Annotated in this window: 12 protein-coding genes; 6 read left to right on the top strand and 6 right to left on the bottom strand. The window is 70.1% G+C overall.

The window, feature by feature from the left end; translation table 11 throughout:
* Positions 1-193 precede the first annotated feature (193 nt).
* On the top strand, positions 194-3,112 hold the full coding sequence (locus CYJ26_RS02915; protein WP_101637919.1) for a UvrD-helicase domain-containing protein: 2,919 nt from the start codon (positions 194-196) through the stop codon (positions 3,110-3,112).
* Positions 3,113-3,134: 22 nt separating this feature from the next.
* Here CYJ26_RS02915 and CYJ26_RS02910 read toward each other — a convergent pair whose 3' ends face one another.
* Positions 3,135-4,097 (bottom strand): carbohydrate kinase family protein, encoded by a 963-nt coding sequence (locus CYJ26_RS02910; RefSeq protein WP_006549169.1) that lies wholly within the window; start codon positions 4,095-4,097, stop codon positions 3,135-3,137.
* Between the two features lie 187 nt (positions 4,098-4,284).
* Here CYJ26_RS02910 and CYJ26_RS02905 point away from each other — a divergent pair, with 187 nt between their 5' ends.
* Positions 4,285-5,697: a family 4 glycosyl hydrolase gene (locus CYJ26_RS02905; protein WP_006549170.1), complete on the top strand. Its 1,413-nt coding sequence runs from the start codon at positions 4,285-4,287 to the stop codon at positions 5,695-5,697.
* Positions 5,698-5,782: 85 nt separating this feature from the next.
* On the opposite strand, the gene CYJ26_RS02900 is transcribed toward CYJ26_RS02905, so the two are convergent.
* The 4 genes from CYJ26_RS02900 to CYJ26_RS02885 all read right to left on the bottom strand — a co-directional run bounded on the left by CYJ26_RS02900 (position 5,783) and on the right by CYJ26_RS02885 (position 11,302).
* Complete coding sequence (locus tag CYJ26_RS02900) at positions 5,783-7,054, bottom strand: glycoside hydrolase family 125 protein (protein ID WP_006549171.1); 1,272 nt, start codon at positions 7,052-7,054, stop codon at positions 5,783-5,785.
* Positions 7,055-7,092: 38 nt separating this feature from the next.
* Positions 7,093-8,715, bottom strand: coding sequence for a beta-N-acetylhexosaminidase (locus tag CYJ26_RS02895; RefSeq protein ID WP_101637918.1), 1,623 nt, complete (start codon positions 8,713-8,715; stop codon positions 7,093-7,095).
* A gap of 129 nt (positions 8,716-8,844) precedes the next feature.
* On the bottom strand, positions 8,845-9,405 hold the full coding sequence (locus CYJ26_RS02890) for a sugar O-acetyltransferase (protein ID WP_006549173.1): 561 nt from the start codon (positions 9,403-9,405) through the stop codon (positions 8,845-8,847).
* A 292-nt stretch (positions 9,406-9,697) separates the two neighbouring features.
* Positions 9,698-11,302 (bottom strand): MDR family MFS transporter, encoded by a 1,605-nt coding sequence (locus tag CYJ26_RS02885; protein WP_006549174.1) that lies wholly within the window; start codon positions 11,300-11,302, stop codon positions 9,698-9,700.
* Between the two features lie 230 nt (positions 11,303-11,532).
* Here CYJ26_RS02885 and CYJ26_RS02880 point away from each other — a divergent pair, with 230 nt between their 5' ends.
* From CYJ26_RS02880 to CYJ26_RS02865, 4 genes are all read left to right on the top strand, one after another.
* Positions 11,533-12,843: an ABC transporter substrate-binding protein gene (locus CYJ26_RS02880; RefSeq protein ID WP_006549175.1), complete on the top strand. Its 1,311-nt coding sequence runs from the start codon at positions 11,533-11,535 to the stop codon at positions 12,841-12,843.
* Positions 12,844-13,008: 165 nt separating this feature from the next.
* The gene (locus CYJ26_RS02875; protein ID WP_006549176.1) at positions 13,009-14,058 is read left to right on the top strand and encodes a carbohydrate ABC transporter permease; all 1,050 of its coding nucleotides are present in this window, start codon (positions 13,009-13,011) and stop codon (positions 14,056-14,058) included.
* The gene (locus CYJ26_RS02870; protein WP_006549177.1) at positions 14,055-14,933 is read left to right on the top strand and encodes a carbohydrate ABC transporter permease; all 879 of its coding nucleotides are present in this window, start codon (positions 14,055-14,057) and stop codon (positions 14,931-14,933) included. The genes CYJ26_RS02875 and CYJ26_RS02870 overlap by 4 nt, the downstream gene beginning before the upstream one ends.
* A gap of 99 nt (positions 14,934-15,032) precedes the next feature.
* Positions 15,033-16,043 carry a LacI family DNA-binding transcriptional regulator gene (locus tag CYJ26_RS02865; protein WP_006549178.1) on the top strand — a complete coding sequence of 337 codons (1,011 nt, stop codon included), beginning with the start codon at positions 15,033-15,035 and terminating at the stop codon, positions 16,041-16,043.
* A gap of 6 nt (positions 16,044-16,049) precedes the next feature.
* On the opposite strand, the gene CYJ26_RS02860 is transcribed toward CYJ26_RS02865, so the two are convergent.
* Positions 16,050-16,982, bottom strand: a complete 933-nt coding sequence (locus CYJ26_RS02860) for an SDR family oxidoreductase (RefSeq protein ID WP_052039846.1) — start codon at positions 16,980-16,982, stop codon at positions 16,050-16,052.
* Positions 16,983-16,991: the final 9 nt, after the last annotated feature.

Here is a 16,991-nt window from a genome sequence, read left to right as displayed (position 1 = left end):
CCCCCTCTGACGGGACCTGGCAGGTGGCGGGCTGGGGCGCGAGGCTTTGAGGGCAGCACCTTCCAGCACCTCCTGAAGGAGACTCCGATGCCTATGCTCACCGCACCTGCCTGAGGCGCCGGGGTGGACCGGGGCGGGGAAGCGGGGCCAGCGGCGAAGAGTGTCGGTGGGCTGGCCTAGTCTTGGCCTCAGTATGAACGCGATGAACTCACTCTTCGACGCCCTCCCCATGCCTGGCAGCAGCAAGCCGCCGGCTGAGACCGTCCTGCCCTCGCTCGCTCCCGCCTCTGGCTGGGACGACGGCTGGGCGGACTCCCTGGCCCAGGCGGAGGCGCCTGCTGAGGAGTGGGCGCCCGCGCCGGAGGACGAGGGCCAGGCGCCCGAACCGGAGGACCTGGCCGCCGTCGCCTCGTCCTGGGAGGAGAGGCAGGCTGAGACCGCGGCCCTCGTGGCCCGGGCTCAGGCCAACGCCGCCGCGGCACGTGCCAGGGCCGCCGGCCAGGGCGAGAGCGCAGACCTGGGGGCCGGGCGAGGCAGCGGGACACCGGGCTACGCCTGGGGCGTGACGGTCGCGGACCCGACCGAGCTGGTCAAGGGCCTCAACCCGGCGCAGGAACAGGCCGTGACCCACGCCGGCGCGCCCCTGCTCATCATCGCCGGCGCCGGCTCGGGCAAGACCCGGGTGCTCACCCACCGCATCGCCTACCTGCTGGCCACGGGCCGGGCCCGTCCCGGCGAGATCCTGGCGATCACCTTCACCAACAAGGCGGCCGCGGAGATGCGCGAGCGCGTGGCCGGCCTGGTGGGTCCGGCCGGCGAGCGGATGTGGGTGTCCACCTTCCACTCCGCCTGCGTGCGCATCCTGCGCCGCGAGCACGAGGCTGCCGGGCTGCGCTCGACCTTCTCCATCTATGACTCTGCTGACTCCCAGCGCCTCATCACGCTGATCGTCAAGGAGCTGGGGATCGACTCCAAGCGCTTTACGCCCAAGACCTTCGCGAACCGGATCTCAGACCTGAAGAACGAGCTCATCACGCCGGCTCAGTACGCCGAGCGAGCCCTGACCTCCAACCCCCTGGAGCGGCACCTGGTGGAGGTCTACCGCGCTTACGCCGCGCGGCTGGTGGCGGCCAACGCACTGGACTTTGACGACCTCATCATGCGCACCGTCCAGCTCCTGCAGACCAAGCCCGCGGTCGCCGAGATGTACCGACGGCGCTTCCGCCACATCCTGGTGGACGAGTACCAGGACACCAACCACGCCCAGTACGTGCTCGTGCGTGAGCTCACCGGCGGTCCCGGGACCTCAGGGGAGGGCAGCGCCGTGCCTGCGGCCGAGCTGACGGTGGTGGGCGACTCCGACCAGTCCATCTACGCCTTCCGCGGCGCCACGATCCGCAACATCGAGGAGTTCGAGCAGGACTACCCGGCCGCGCGCACGATCCTGCTGGAGCAGAACTACCGCTCCACCCAGAACATCCTCGACGCCGCCAACGCCGTCATCTCCCGCAACTCCGGGCGACGCAAGAAGAACCTGTTCACCGAGTCTGGAGCCGGCACCCCGGTGATCGGCTACGTCGCGGACTCCGAGCATGACGAGGCGCGCTGGATCAGCTCCGAGATCGATCGCCTGGCTGACGAGGAGGGCGTGCGCCCGCGCGACGTCGCCGTCTTCTACCGCACCAACGCCCAGTCTCGCGCCCTGGAGGAGGCCTTCCTGCGCTCGGGCCAGCCCTACAAGGTGGTGGGTGGTACCCGCTTCTACGAGCGTCGCGAGATCAAGGACGCCATCGCCTACCTGCGGGCCGTCGACAACCCGGACGACGACGTCAACATCCGCCGCATCCTCAACGTGCCCAAGCGAGGACTGGGGGACAAGGCTGAGGCGGTGCTCGCCGAGCACGCCGCACGCTATGGCGTCTCCTTCGGTACCGCGGTGGCGGACGCGGCCGGCGCGCTGCGTCCCCTGGAGCAGGGGGAGGGCGCCGGGGACCTGGACGCCGGCGGGACCGAGGCCCCGGCGGTTGAGGGCCTGGCGACCCGCGCCCGCACGCAGGTCACCAAGTTCCACGAGCTGCTCACCGGCCTGCGCCACCAGCTGGCCGCGGGCGACGGCGTGGCTGACCTGTTGGACTCCGTGCTCGACGCCTCGGGCTACCTGGCCGAGCTACGAGCCAGCGATGACCCCCAGGACGCCACCCGCGTGGAGAACCTGGCCGAGCTGCACTCGGTGGCGGCTGACTTCCAGGCAGCCAACCCCGACGCGGTGCTCGCCGACTTCCTGGAGCGCGTCAGCCTGGTGGCGGACGCGGACCAGCTGCCGGACTCGGCCGATCTTGGGGATGAGGCCGCGCGCAAGGCCGCCGAGGACGGCCAGGTCACGCTCATGACCGTCCACACGGCCAAGGGCCTGGAGTTCCCGGTCGTCTTCGTCACCGGTATGGAGGACGGTACCTTCCCGCACTCGCGCTCCCTGGCTGACGACGCCGAGCTGGCCGAGGAGCGCCGGCTCGCCTACGTGGCTCTCACCCGTGCCCGCGAGCGCCTGTACGTCACCCGGGCGGCGGTGCGCTCGGCCTGGGGCAGTGCCCAGGCCATGCCCGCCTCGCGCTTCCTGGATGACATCCCCACCGAGACGATGGAGTGGAAGCGTCTGGCCTCCTCCATGGACGCCCTGCGCGGAGGCGGGACCGGCTGGGGAAGCAGCTGGGGTGAGGGCGGCTTCGGCTCCGGGGCTGGCTCCTACTCGGACGACGACGACTTCGCCCCCGCCTTCGGCTCAGGCAAGCGCTCGGGCAAGCTGGGGCGGGTGGAGACGCCCAAGGACCGTTTCGAGGCGCGTCGGGCGCAGCGGCTGGCCAAGCGTGGCAAGCCCACCCGTCTGGACGGCTCCTGCGCAGACGGCGGGGCCGCTGATGCCTCCGAGCTTCCCGCAGCGGTCCAGGGGCTCAAGGTGGGCGACCAGGTCCGTCACGACTCCTACGGCCTGGGCGAGGTGACGGCGATCGAGGGCTCGGGACGCTCAACCGTGGCGCACGTGGCCTTCACCATCGACGGCGCCCGGGCGACCAAGCGCCTCATGCTGCGCCTGGCGCCCCTGGCCAAGGCCTGAGGCGGCCTGCGCACGGACCTGGCTACCCGGCCAGGTCGAGGAACCCCAGGCTGTACCCCTCGGGCACCTGGTAGGCCTCGACCATCCGACGCAGGTCAGCAGGGCGGGGAGCACTGAGCGATCCACCAGGGCGGGTCAGGGTGAAGGCGGCCGTGACCTGCCCGGCGCTCAGTGCCGTGCGCAGGTCCGCGCCCTCCAGCAGCGCCCAGGTCAGTCCTGCGGCGAAGGCGTCTCCGGCGCCGGTGGTGTCCACCACCGGGACGTCGAGGGCGGGCAGGGCGAGGAGCTGCTCGCCGTCGGCAGCGATGACGCCGCGCGGGCCGCGGGTGATGACGGCCAGGGGCACGCGCGTGGCCAGCGCGGCGGCCGCCTGCCTCACGGAGTCGGTGCGCAGGTAACGCAGTGCCTCGCCCTCGTTGGGGGTGAAGACGTCCACCACCTCCAGCGGCTCCAGGTCGCTGTGGTCCCACTGCTCGCTGGGGTCCCAGCGAGCGTCAGCGAAGACGGTACAGGGCGCCTCGGCCTCCTGCCAGGTACGCACCTGGGCCAGGTTGGCCTGGATGGTCGGCAGGTCGGCCACAAGCCCTCGAGGTGCGTGCGGCAGGGGAGCCAGGGGCGGGACGGCGTCAGTGCCGACCGTCGTCATGGCGCGGTCGCCGTCCAGCGCCAAGGAGACTGTCACGTTCTGCCGTTCGACGGCGCAGGCCGAGTCGATCCCGACCGCCTCCTCGCGCAGGACCTCGCGCACCATCTGGCCGGCCCGGTCGGTGCCGAGGTAGCAGTGCAGCGCGGTGTCCACCCCGAGCCGGGCCAAGGCGATCGCCTGGTTGGCGCTGCCTCCCGGCACGATCGAGCAGTCAGAGACCCACTGCTCCTCGCCTGGGCGCGGGGCGTGAGCGAGCCCGGCCATGACGACGTCGAGGAACACCGAGCCGGCGACAAGGACCTGGCCGCGCTCGGCGCAGTTGCTCAAGGGAAGAACCACACGAGCATCCTAGTGAGCCCGCGCGGCCGGCTCGCAGGCAGGACGGGCGGGCGCCAGGAACGGGAAGTCGTTACAGTGGCGGCGGCCTGGGACACGTTCCCCGGTCCGCCGTCGGCGCCGGCTGTCGGGCACCGTGCTCGTTGCCAGCGTCGCCTCGTCACGTCACGCCGAAGGGGCTGAAGGTCATATGAAGCTGCTGATCGTCGGAGGCGGAGGATTCCGGGTTCCTCAGGTCATCGAGGTACTGGCTGCCGCTCGCGCCGGCTCGGGCCCCTATCCCGGGCTCGTGGTGGACGAGGTCTGCCTCTACGACGTCGACCGCCCGCGTCTGGAGGCCATGACCGCGGTCCTGTCCTGCCTGGCCTACCCCAGCTCGCCCAGGATCGTGGCCACCACCGATCTGCGTGAGGCCGTGACCGGTGCGGACTTCGTCTTCTCCGCCATGCGCCAGGGAGGCACCTGCGGCCGGGTGACTGACGAGCTGGTCGCGCTGGAGGAGGGCGTGCTGGGCCAGGAGACTGTGGGGGTGGGCGGATACGCCTACGCCTTGCGCACCGTGCCGGTGGCCATGGAGCTGGCCCGCACCCTGCGCGACCTGGCACCCGAGGCCTGGGTCATCAGCTTCACCAACCCTGCGGGCATCATCACCCAGGTGATGCGCCAGGTGCTGGGCGGGTGCGTCGTCGGCATCTGCGACACTCCGATCGGCCTGGTACGCCGGGCGACGGCGGCCGTGGGCGGGGACGCTACCCGCGTGTCCCAGGTGGGGGAGAAGACCGGGGTCAGCTTTGACTACGTGGGGCTCAACCACCTGGGCTGGCTGCGCAGCCTGGAGGTTGGTGGCACGGACCGTCTGCCCGGTCTGCTGGCTGACGACGCCGCGCTGGACCACATGGAGGAGGCTCGCACCATCGGTGCGGACTGGGTGCGGGCGCTCGGGATGCTGCCCAACGAGTACCTTTTCTACTACTACCTGGGCCGGGAGTCGCTGGCCCGGATCCGCTCCGAGGCCGAGACCCGTGGCCAGTTTCTCCACCGCCAGCAGAGCGCCTTCTACGAGGCGGTGGCTGCCCACCCCGAGCAGGCGGGCCGGTTGTGGACGGCGGCGCACGACGAGCGCGAGGCGACCTACATGGCCGAGGCGCGTGATGTCTCTGAGCGGGCCGGACGGCGCGAGGAGGACATCGCCGGTGGCGGCTACCAGCAGGTGGCGCTCGACCTCATGACGGCGGTGGCGACCGGGGCGCCGGCACGCATGATCCTGGACGTGGGCAACGCTGACGCCCATACACGCGACGGCGCGGGCCTGCTCGTGCCCCAGCTGCGTGAGGACGCCGTCGTCGAGGTCCCCTGCGTCGTCGACTCTGAGGGCGTGCACCCCCAGCGCGTCGCGCCCCTGACCGGAGCCGAGCTCGGGCTCGTGACCACGGTCAAGGGCTGCGAGGAGCTGGTGATCGAGGCTGCTCTGGCTGGGGACCAGACCCTGGCCTGGCGTGCGCTCGCCTCCCACCCGCTGGTCGACTCGGTACGTGTGGCCAAGCGGGTCCTGGACGGCTACATCCAGCGCAACCCGCAGGTGGCCGCGACCTTTGACCGCTGAGCGTCCTGACGCCGCCGGGCTGGTACGCACCTGAGACGACGACGCCCCTCCTGCGCCTGTGCAGGAGGGGCGTCGCCATACCGGCTCAGGACCGCTCGGTCAGGTCCATCATGAGCTCGCAGGCCATGGAGTTTGACCAGGAGAACCAGGGCCTGGTGAAGCGCGAGGGGTCATCGGGGTCAAAGCCCTCATGGGTCATCCCCGTACCCGCGTCCGTGGCCAGGATCGTCTCCAGGCAGGCCCGGGCCTCCTCCACGTCCCCGGTCAGGCCCTGGACCGCGAGTGCGATGTGCCAGATGTAGCCCTCGGGCGTGTGCGGTGAGCCCACTCCGGCGGCGAACGTGCCGCGGTAGAAGAAGGGGTTGGCCTCAGACAGCACCCAGGCACGTGTGGCCTGATAGGCCGGATCCTCCACCGCGACGTCGCTGGTCAGGGGCAGTGAGAGGAGTGAGGGCATGTTGGCGTCGTCCATGGCTAGCTGCCCGCCCAGGCCGTCGACCTCGTAGAGGTAGCGGCCCTCGGTCATGCCGAAGCGCTGGACCCCGGCCATGATCTGCTCGCCCAGGTCCTGGGCCTGGCCGGTCAGCTCGGCGTCATCCCAGACCTCGGTGGCGAAGTCGGCGATGGCACCCAGCGCGCTGACCGCCATGAGCTGAGCCGGGATGTTGTAGCCGTAGGTCGTGGCGTCGTCGGACGGGCGGAAGCCGCTCCAGGTCATGCCGGTCACGGCGACCGGCGCCCCGCGTCCCTCGCGCGGCAGGGTGTCCTCCGGCAGGCTCGGGCGCACATGGCGGTAGTCAGAGCGCTCATGGTCCTGCTCCAGGCGCCACTGGGCGACCACGCGCCGGCAGCCCTCGTGGACGGCGGAGTCCAGGTGCGAGGCCTCGTCGGTGCGCCGCCACAGCTGGTGGGCCAGGCGCACGGGGAAGGTGAGGGAGTCGATCTCGTACTTGCGCTCCCACAGGTCGGGGCTGAGGTCGAGGTCGTCGGGATCGTAGTGGGCGCCGGTGGGCCCGGCGTTGAAGGCGTTGGCGTAAGGGTCCACGGACACGCAGCGCCACTGCTCGCGTACCAGGCCGCGTACCGTGCGGGCGACCTCCTCGACCTCCAGCAGGCGCATGAAGGGCTGGATCTGGGCTGAGGAGTCGCGCAGCCACATGGCGGGGATGTCCCCGGTGATGACGAAGACGCGCTCGCCGTGCCAGGTCAGGGTGGTCTCCCACGTGTCCAGCATGAGCCGGGTGAAGCGGTCCCCGGCCTGCCTCCCACAGGCCTGGGCGATTCGTTCGCCCCAGTCCTCCAGCGCCTGGCGTAGCTGCGCTCCGGCCGGGTTGGTGCGTTCGCGGGTGGTGCTCATGGGGTCCTCTCAGGGGGGGCGGGGCCGTGGTCTCAGGATCAGGCGCCGTGCGGGGCGACGGCGGGGCTCGCCGACGCTGGCAGGGTCTCCTCCTCGCGGCACCAGGTCACCTCGCAGGCGCTCAGGCGCTCCAGGTGCTGACCGAGCTCGGCGTAGCTGGCGGCCCCGGCAGCGCTACCGGTCCACAGCTGCTGGGCCAGGCAGGCCCCGCGCGGCCACAGCAGGTTCTCCGCCCGCGACCAGGTGCGCACGTACTCCGTCCACAGCTGGAACTGGCCGCCGATGAGGCGCCCGGGCCCCTGGGCGGACCAGGAGCTCAGGACGGTGCTCAGCTCCGCGGTCATGGACAGGGGCAGCTCCCCGCCGATCGAGACCGGTCGGTGGGGTCCGGTCACCTGGTCGTGGTCGAGGTAGGTCAGGGAGTTGGGGGCGGCGATGAGCTCGTGCCCGCGGCGCAGGGCCTGGGTGGCGTAGTCGCCCCAGTCGCGCCACATCATGATGGTCACGGCCGGGTCGATGTCTGCCTCGATGACCTCGTCCCAGGCCACGACCTTGCGGCCAGCCTGGAGCACGTGGGCGCACACCTGTGCCTCGAACCAGGCCTGGGCCTGTGCTCGCGTGGTGGCGCCGATGGCGGCCATCGTGGCGCGCGTGCCGGGGTCGGTCAGCATCTCCTCGCCCGGGCACTCGTCCCCGCCCACGTGGATGGGGGAGTGCGGGAAGAGGTCCATGGCGGTGTCCAGGACCGTGCGGCAGAAGTCGAGCGTGGGTGCGGCAAGTGACAAGACGTGCCGGGACACTCCCCAGCAGGTACGCGGGTGGCGCGGGTGGCCGCAGCCGAGCTCGGGGTAGGCGGCGATGGCTGCCTCCATGTGCCCGGGCATGTCCACCTCGGGCATGATCGTGATGCCCAGCTGGCTGGCTCGCTCCACGAGGGTGCGGATCTCCTGGACGGAGTAGGAGCCTCCCCGGCGGATCCCGTCATGCTCGGCGACGTCGTCGCTCTGGCCAGGCTGAGGCTGCGGCTGATGGCCGCGCAGGTCCCCAGGGCGCCAGGCGCCGACCTCGGTCAGCAGCGGGTAGTCCTCCACCGGCAGGCGCCAGCCCTGGTCGTCGGTGAGGTGGAGGTGGAGGACGTTGAGCTTGTGCAGCGCCATCATCTCCAGGTGGCGCGTCAGGCCGTCCAGGGGCAGGAAGTGGCGGGCGACGTCAATGTGCGAGCCGCGCCAGGAATGGGCCGGAGCGTCCTGGACCCGCACGGCGGGCAGGACCAGGTCCGCGGGGTTCATCGGCCCAGGGCCCAGGACCTGGGGAGGCAGAAGCTGCAGGAGGGTCTGGACCGCCCAGCCGAAGCCGGCCGGGGCGCTGGCTGACAAGGTGATCGTGGTGCCTTGGGCGAGGAGCTCATAGCCCTCCTCAGGGAGGCTGGAATCAGTCACCAGGCGCAGCTCGGTCGCGTCCGGGGCCTCGGAGCGTCCGGTGCCGCATGAGCGCCGCAGACGCTCAAGGAGGACCTCGACGGCCTGGGGCGCAGCCTGGGCTCCGACCACGTGGAGGCCGTGCTCCAGGCCGAGCCCGCCGTCCAGCCAGCTCAGCTCGCGAGGGCGGGGGACCAGGTGGGGGCGGGCGGTGGTGCCGGTGGTACGCGACGGTGCGGTCATGGCAGGTGCTCCAGGTTCCAGGTGGTGACGAGCGGGTCGTCGGAGACGGACACGGGCGGAACTATATCGGTTAAGTAACGGGGGAGGCGCCGCCCTCACAGGCGTCCGGGGAAGCCTGCGGAGGCGGTCCTAGTGACGGGGTGCGAAGGTGGAGTCGTCCAGGGTACGGATGACGCGTGCGGGGGACCCCACCGTCAGGCTGTAGGGCGGCAGGTCCTTGGTGACCAAGCTGCCGGCTCCCACGACGCAGCCCTCACCGATACGCACTCCAGGGCACACGATGACGCCGCCACCCAACCACACGTTGTCCTCGATGGTGATCGGGTCGGCTGACTCCAGCCCCACGCGCCGCGGAGTGGGCTCCAGCGGGTGGACCGGGGTGAGCAGCTGGACGTTCGGACCGATCTGGCAGTGGGCGCCGATGCGGATCTCAGCCACGTCCAGCGCCGTGAGCCCGTAGTTGGCGAAGGTGCCTTCACCAACAAAGAGTCGGTCGCCGTAGTCCACACGGACCGGGGGCAGCAGGATCGAGTCCTTCCCCAGCTGCGGGACGGCCGAGCGCAGGTGCTCGATCGCGCCCGGGTCCCCCATGAAGAAGGCGCGTTCGTAGAGGTAGAGCTCGCGCCGGGCGTGGGCGGCGATGCGCGCGGAGTCCGGATCATCCGCCACGTACCAGTCCCCGGCCAGCATGCGCTCGCGGTTGGAGCGAGAGTCCCCGGCGAAGAAGTCCGAGGCCTCGCCGAAGCGCTCGGCGCTCTGGACGCCGTTGGCCGGCGAAAGCGGTGCCGGCTGTGGCGGCGCGTCCGCGGGGGCGGGCGCGCAGGTGGGGGAGGTGACGGCGTCGTCACCCTAGAGGTGAGTGCTCATGGAACGAGCCTAGCGGGAGGAGGTGACAGGAACTCCGGCCCTGCCGCCCGCGCCCTTGCCCCGGCGCTCGCCGTGGCCCCGTGATCGGGCCGCGGGCTGGGACGCAGACGCGGTCTCAGTCCTCCTCGCGCAGAGGGTCCTGCCCGCCTGCGGCTTCCTCGCGCGCCTCCTCGGCAGCCACCTGCTCCAGGCCGGTCTTGACGGACAGAGGAACAGGCCGGAAGGCCAGCGCGACCACGGCTGCGACCACGAGCACGGGTGCCAGGCCCAGCAGGACCGGGCCGAGCGCCTCCTGATAGGCCTCGGCCACGTCCGCCTGCGTGTGGGGCGTCAGGGCGGAGATGGTGGCTGGGGTGATCGAGGCGGCGTCGTCGGAGGAGAAGCCCAGGGCCAGCAGGCTGGCCGTGAGCCGAGAGGTGAAGAGCACGCCCACCACGGTGTTCCCCACGCTCACGCCGATCTCACGGAAGAAGTTGTTGGTTGAGGTGGCTGTGCCCAGCATCTTGGCCGGCAGGGCGTTCTGGATGATGAGGACGGACAGCTGCAGGAACATCCCTACCCCCAGCTGCAGGATGAACACACCGACCCCGAACCACCACACGGCAGCGTCAGAGGGGATGAGGCCGAGCACAGCCATGCCGCAGGCAGCCAGGAGCGAGCCGAGCACGGGGTAGACCTTGTAGCGGCCGGTGCGCGAGACCAGCCAGCCGGAGGTCACCGACCCCAGGAACATCGCGACCGCGCCAGGGACGAGGACGAGCCCGGAGGTGGTGGGGGACACGCCGTGAACCATCTGGACGTAGGTGGGCAGGTAGCCGTTCATACCGAACATGCAGGCGCACATGAGCACGGCCACGACCGTGGCGACGACGAAGGTGTGGTTGGTCAGGATCTGCAGCGGGATCAGGGGGTTGGCTGCCCGCTTCTCCACCGGAACCAGGGCCGCCCAGCACGCCAGGGTGACCACGAGCAGCGCGAGGATGAGCGGGTGGTTCCAGGCGTAGGTGGTGCCTCCCCAGGTAGCCAGCAGCACGATGCCGGTGGCACCCACGCTGGTCAGAGCCAGTCCTGCCCAGTCAATGTCCAGCGGGACGCGGTGGCGCGGCATCTTCAGCGCGATGGCGACGGCGATCCACGCGAACAGGCCAAAGGGCAGGAAGAACCAGAAGATGCTTCGCCATCCCAGCCAGTCGGTGAGCCAACCGCCCAGGAGGGGGCCCAGGATCGCGGCGATGCCGAACATCGCGCCCATGGGGGCCATGTACTTGCCTCGCACGCGTGGCGGGATGAGGTCACCGGTGATGGCCTGGGAGCAGATCATGAGCCCACCGCCACCCAGGCCCTGGACAAAGCGGAAGATGGTGAAGGTCATCATGTCCGGGGCGGCTCCGCACAGCGCTGACCCGCCTACGAACAGGGCGATGGCCAGCAGGTAGAGCTGCTTGCGGCCCACGAGGTCGCCGACCTTGCCGTTGATGGGCATGGCCAGGGTCTGGCCCAGGGTGTAGGCCGTGATGGCCCAGGACATGTGCGCTACCCCGCCCAGCTCGCCGATGACGGTGGGCAGGGCGGTGGCGACGACGGTGTGGTAGAGCGCGCCCAGGAACTGCACGGTCATGAGGCAGGCGTAGACGAGCCAGAACCGGGCGTCGGGGCGGAATGTCATGACCTCGGCGGCGGGGTCATCCGGGCGGTGGGGTGGGGTGGGTGTCGTGCTCATCGTGCTCCTCGTCGCAACCTCCTCATTGTGTCAGCGTCAGGGCTGACGCGGGCCGTCAAGGGGCGAGAGCATGACCACCTGGTCGATAACAAAATGGTGACAAGGTGACTCATATCTCTGACACCCGTGCTGCTCGGGGTTACTGTGGTCACGCGAGTCGACGCGCGTCGATTGCGGTAGGGATGCACCGAGGCAGCCCTGCGGCGCCGTCATTCAAGGAGGAAAGACTCATGGCCACCTCACTTCCCCGTCGCCGGTTTATCCAGGGTTCTGCCGTAGCGGCGGCTCTTGCCGCGGCGGCCGCCTGCGGTTCCAAGGACAAGGGCTCCAGCTCCTCGGGCTCGGCCGCGTCCTCGGGCACCTTCGAGGGCACCGGCCCGATCACCTGGGTCCAGGGCAAGGACAACTCCGGCGGCATGGTCCAAAAGCGCATCGACCAGTGGAACGAGGAGAACCCTGACGAGCAGGTCACCCTCATCGAGCTGAGTGCCGAGGCGGACCAGCAGCGCCAGTCCTTCATCAACAACGCCCAGACCAAGTCCGACGCCTACGACGTCATCTCTGTGGACAACGTGTGGGTGGCCGAGTTCGCCGCCAACCAGTGGATCGTCGAGCTGCCCAAGGACGAGCTGACTGCCCCCGACATCATCGAGTCGGTGTGGAACACGGGCCTGTACATGGACAAGCTCTACGCCATGCCCTTCGCCACCGACTCCTCGATCATGTACTACCGCAAGGACTTCCTGGCTGAGGCCGGGGTCGAGGTTCCCACGACCTGGGAGGAGGTCACCGCCGCGATCGACGCCGTGCGCAAGGTGGCCGGCCACGAGAACATCGGCGGCTTCGGCGGCCAGTTCGCCAAGTACGAGGGCCTGACCTGCTGCGCCAGCGAGTTCATCAACACCTTCGGTGGCTCCTTCGTGGACGACTCCGGTGCCGTGACGATCAACTCCCCGGAGGCGATCGAGGGCCTGCAGTTCCTCATGGACGGCTTCAAGAACGGCTACATCCCCACCGAGGCCCTGGAGTGGAAGGAGGAGGACGGCCGCAACGCCTTCGAGGCCGGCAACCTGCTCTTCTACCGTCAGTGGCCCTACCAGTACGCCAACAACCTGGAGGCCCTGGGCGAGGAGAAGTTCGGCGTCACCGCGCTGCCGAGCCTGTCCGGCAACACCTTCGTGCCCACCCTGGGCGGCCACAACTGCGGCATCTCCGCCTTCTCCAAGAACAAGGCGACGGCACTGAAGTTCGTCAAGTGGTTCACCTCCGCCGAGTCCGAGAAGTACGCCCTGGAGACCCAGACACTGGCCCCGATCACGGCCTCCCTGTACGAGGACTCCGAGATGCTGGCGAAGTTCCCCTACCTGCCCACGCTGCGTGAGTCCCTCGACGCCGCCAAGGGCCGCCCCAAGGCCGTGGCCTACGGAGACGTGACCGCCGCGATCCAGGACGCGTTCTACCCGGCCATCAAGCAGGAGAGCACTGCCGAGGAGGCCATTGCTGCCCTGGAGACCTCGCTCAAGGCAGCGATCGAGGGCTGAGCACTGTGGCTGGGCCGCCCCGTGTGGACGGCCCAGCCACCCCTGCCCACCTCAGACCTGGCTCACGTGAGGGCCTGACCCTCACCTCGCGCGCCGGGCAGCCCGCGCCCGAGGCGGCGCGGGCCCCGGCGCGTCATGTCCGCACGCTGCTATCGAAGGACACCCATGAGTACAACGAAGTACGCGCCCGCCTCGGTCGGTCGGCGCTCCAAGATGACCCGGGCCCAGTCCCGGCTCGCCTGGATCCTTATGACCCCGACGGTCATCGTCCTGATGATCGTCATCATCATCCCCGTCTTCCAGTCCCTGTACCAGTCACTGTTCGGCAAAGCCGGCCTGGACCCGGAGACCGGCTTCGTCTCCGACGTCGAGCCCTTTATCGGGCTGGAGAACTACACGGCCATCTTCTCCGACGCCGGCGAGCGCTTCTGGAACGCGGCCTGGAACACGACCCTGTTCGGCGTGGTCACCGTTGTGGCGGAGACCGTGCTCGGGGTGTCCATGGCCCTCATCATGCATAAGGCCATGCGCGGACGCGGCTTCGTGCGCGCCGCCATCCTTGTGCCCTGGGCCATCCCCACGGCCGTCTCCGGCATCCTGTGGGGCTGGATCTTCAACCAGAACGGCGTGGCCAACGCGATCCTGGGCGAGCACATCATGTGGGCCTCAGGAGACCTCAGCGCCAAGATGGCGATCATCATCGCCGACGTGTGGAAGACAGCCCCCTACATCGGCCTGCTGACCCTGGCTGGCCTGCAGGTCATCCCGGACGAGGTCTACGAGGCGGCCAAGATCGACGGCGCCAACGCCTGGAGACGCTTTACCCGCATCACCTTGCCCCTGGTCAAGCCTGCCCTCGTGGTCGCGGTGCTCTTCAGGACCCTGGACGCCCTGCGCATGTTCGACCTTCCCTACATCCTCATCGGTCCGCGCAAGGCGAGCGTGGAGACCATCTCCATGCTCGTCCAGGACGAGGCCTCCAACCTGCGCTACGGCTCGGCAGCGGCCTACGCGCTCATCCTCTTCCTCTACGTCTTCATCTTCGCCTTCGCCTTCGTCAAGATCACCCGCGCCGACCTGGGCGCCAGCGTCGAGAAGAAGCGCAGGAAGGGCGGGCGCCTGTCCGCCTCCGTCTTCCTGCCTGGCTGGCGGCGCGGGACCAAGCCCGCCTCCGGAGTCGTCACCGAGGCTGCCGGGAAGGAGAACCGGGCATGAGCACCGCAACCGCTACCGCGCGCCGCGTCATCGAGCGGCCGTCCAAGCGAGCCTCCTGGGGACAGGTGGCCTCGACCTTCGGGATCGTCCTTATCGTCATCTACTGCCTGGCGCCCTTCTACTGGATGCTCGTGTCCTCGCTGCGCCCGGACACCGAGATCTTTGACAACTCCTGGTGGCCGGCCCACCCCTCGCTGGAGAACTACGAGGCCGTCTTCGGGGCCAAGAACAACTTCGCCCAGGGCCTGGTCAACTCCCTCATCGTCTCGGTGGTGGTCACGATCGTCGCCCTGGCGATCGCGACCTTCGCCTCCTACGCGCTGGCGCGCCTGGACTTCCGCGGCAAGGGCTTCCTGCTGCTGGTGGTCCTGGCCACCTCGATGTTCCCGCTGGTAGCCATCATCGTGCCCCTGCTGAAGAACTTCTCCGACTGGGGCTGGATCAACACCTACCAGGCGATGATCATCCCGGACCTGTCCTTCTCCCTGCCGCTGGCCGTGTGGAACCTGACCAGCTTCTTCCGCCAGATGCCCCAGGAGCTGGAGCAGTCCGCCATGGTGGACGGATGCACACCCGGACAGGCCTTCCGCAAGATCATCCTGCCCCTGGCCGCCCCCGGCATCTTCACCACCGCGATCATCATCTTCATCGGTGCCTGGAACGAGTTCCTCGTGGCCGTGACGATGATCAATGACCCGCAGATGCAGCCCGCCACCGTGCTGCTGAGCAAGTTCACCGGAGCCTCGCAGTTCAACACGCCCTTCGGCTCGCAGATGGCCGCTGGTGTGGTGATGACCCTGCCGCTGGTCATCATGGTGCTGCTCTTCCAGCGCCGCATCGTGGCCGGCCTGGCAGCCGGCGGCCTGAAGTCCTAGAGCGGCTTGCGGTGCGGGCGGGTCTGCCCCAGCCGGAGGCACCCGCCCGCACCGGCCGTAGGATCATCGGACACGCACCAGGACCAGCAAGGAGGAGACATGGCAGCCACCCGCGCTGATGTCGCCCGCCGCGCTGGGGTCTCGCCGTCGACCGTCACCTACGTGCTCACCGGCCAGCGCTCGACCAGTCAGGCCACCCGTGAGCGCGTACGCCAGGCCATCGAGGAGCTCGGGTACCAGCCCAACCTCCTGGCCTCCTTCCTCGCCTCGCGCTCGGTGCGCAGCGTGGGGGTGCTGCTGCGCATGGAGCGGGAGTCGGTGGAGGTGGGGGACCTGCTCTACATCGACGGCGTGCGCGCGGGCGTGGAGGGCGCCGGCATCCAGGTCGTGGTGCCGATGGGCCTGCGCTCGCGCCCTCAGGACAACCTCCACGACCTCATCCGCTCGCGCTCCATCGACTCGGCCATCCTCATGGACGTGGCGATCGACGACGAGCGCGAGGCCTTCCTCCTCCAGGAGGGCGTGCCCACCGTGCTCATCGGCACCTCAGGACGCCCCGGCGGAGTGCCGTCGATCGACGCCGACTTTGACCAGATGGCGGAGCTGGCCATGCGGCACCTGGCCGCCCTCGGGCACGAGCGCGTGCTCATGGTCACCCGCAGCCCGGACATCGAGACCGCACGCGCCTACCAGGTCCAGCACGAGGCTGTGCGCTCGGTCGCGGTGCGCGTAGGACTGACCGGCGTCTACCGCGCGCTGCCGGACAACGTCATCTTCGGCGGCCAGCTGGTGGGGCCCACGGGCCTGGTCGAGGGATGCACCGCGGTGCTGAGCAACAACCCCGCGGTGCTCTCCGGCATCCTGGCTGCCGCGCAGGCGCTGGGGCTGGAGGTCCCGCGCGACCTGTCCGCCATGTCCATGGGCTCGCTCGTCTCGGGTGGCACCGGCCAGCTGCTGGCCTCAGCCTCGGACGTTGACGCCTACGAGATGGGCCGCAGCGCCGGGGACATGCTGGTGCGCCTGATCAAGGAGCCGGGGCTGGATGAGCACGTGTCCATGCCCGCCACCCTCATTGACCGGGGGACCACAGGGCCGGCGCCGCGAGGATAAGGGCGGCTACGAGCGGCGGAAACCGCCCTCGGTGGCGATGACCTGCCCGGTGACCCAGGCGGCGTCGTCGGTCAGCAGCCAGGTGATGAGCCGCGCCGGATCCACCGGGTCCGGCATCCGACCGCCGGGGAAGCGGGGCGTGAGCGCGGCGATGAGCTCGGGGCTCATGTAGCCGGTGTCGACGGGGCCGGGGTTGACCGTGTTGAGCCGGATCCCGTCCTCCGCCAGCCCCGCTGCCAGCGAGGGCGTGATACCCGCCAGGGCCGCCTTGGAGGTGGCGTAGGCGATCTCGCTCGGCATCGGACCTTCGCCCTGGCCTGAGGTCATGAGGACGACGGCCGTGGCCAGCTGCGGGCGCGGTGCCGGCTGGTCCTCCGCCAGGTCCGGCCCGGCCAGCGGATGGGAGCGCCCGGGCGGGCCGGGCAGGGGCCGCCCGCTGCCCGCGCCCCGCTGGTGCTCGGCCAGGGCCTGGACCAGCAGGAGGCTGGAGCGGGCGTTGACCTGCCAGTGGTGGTCGAGGTCGGCGGCCGTGACCTCAGCCAGCGTGCCGTCGCGGCCGGAGGCGGCGTGGTTGCACACCAGGGCGTCAAGCCCGCCCAGCTCACTGACGGCCTGAGCGACCAGCGCCGCCGGTGCCGCGGGATCGGCCAGGTCGGCGCTGGCGTGTGCCAGACGCGCCTGGCCCACGAGGTGGCCACGTACGGCCTCGACCACGCAGGCCACGTCGTCGGCGCCCCAGGGCTGGGCGGCGTCGTGCGGGGAGAAGTGCTGCAGGAACAGGCTCGCCCCCATCTGCGCGGCTCGGCAGGCGATGGCGTAGCCGATCCCGGCGCGGCGCGAGACCCCGGTGACCATGACGACCCTGCCGGCCAGGGGCAGGGAGCCAGGGGCACAGGGCTCGGTGCGGGGCAGGGTGGGGCTGCCTGGTGAGACGGTCATGGGACTGTG

It is taken from the genome of Actinomyces urogenitalis, from assembly GCF_002861525.1.
In the GTDB taxonomy this organism is placed as follows: domain Bacteria; phylum Actinomycetota; class Actinomycetes; order Actinomycetales; family Actinomycetaceae; genus Actinomyces; species Actinomyces urogenitalis.
This window is presented reverse-complemented; position numbering and strand designations above follow the sequence as displayed.

Excerpts from the sequence above, each read along its gene's own strand:
- CYJ26_RS02885 (WP_006549174.1), bottom strand. The coding sequence starts at position 11,302 with ATGAGCACGACACCCACCCCACCCCACCGCCCGGATGACCCCGCCGCC.
- CYJ26_RS02895 (WP_101637918.1), bottom strand. The coding sequence starts at position 8,715 with ATGACCGCACCGTCGCGTACCACCGGCACCACCGCCCGCCCCCACCTG.
- CYJ26_RS02860 (WP_052039846.1), bottom strand. The coding sequence starts at position 16,982 with ATGACCGTCTCACCAGGCAGCCCCACCCTGCCCCGCACCGAGCCCTGT.
- CYJ26_RS02890 (WP_006549173.1), bottom strand. The coding sequence starts at position 9,405 with ATGCTGGCCGGGGACTGGTACGTGGCGGATGATCCGGACTCCGCGCGC.
- CYJ26_RS02915 (WP_101637919.1), top strand. The coding sequence starts at position 194 with ATGAACGCGATGAACTCACTCTTCGACGCCCTCCCCATGCCTGGCAGC.
- CYJ26_RS02880 (WP_006549175.1), top strand. The coding sequence starts at position 11,533 with ATGGCCACCTCACTTCCCCGTCGCCGGTTTATCCAGGGTTCTGCCGTA.
- CYJ26_RS02905 (WP_006549170.1), top strand. The coding sequence starts at position 4,285 with ATGAAGCTGCTGATCGTCGGAGGCGGAGGATTCCGGGTTCCTCAGGTC.
- CYJ26_RS02900 (WP_006549171.1), bottom strand. The coding sequence starts at position 7,054 with ATGAGCACCACCCGCGAACGCACCAACCCGGCCGGAGCGCAGCTACGC.
- CYJ26_RS02875 (WP_006549176.1), top strand. The coding sequence starts at position 13,009 with ATGAGTACAACGAAGTACGCGCCCGCCTCGGTCGGTCGGCGCTCCAAG.
- CYJ26_RS02865 (WP_006549178.1), top strand. The coding sequence starts at position 15,033 with ATGGCAGCCACCCGCGCTGATGTCGCCCGCCGCGCTGGGGTCTCGCCG.
- CYJ26_RS02870 (WP_006549177.1), top strand. The coding sequence starts at position 14,055 with ATGAGCACCGCAACCGCTACCGCGCGCCGCGTCATCGAGCGGCCGTCC.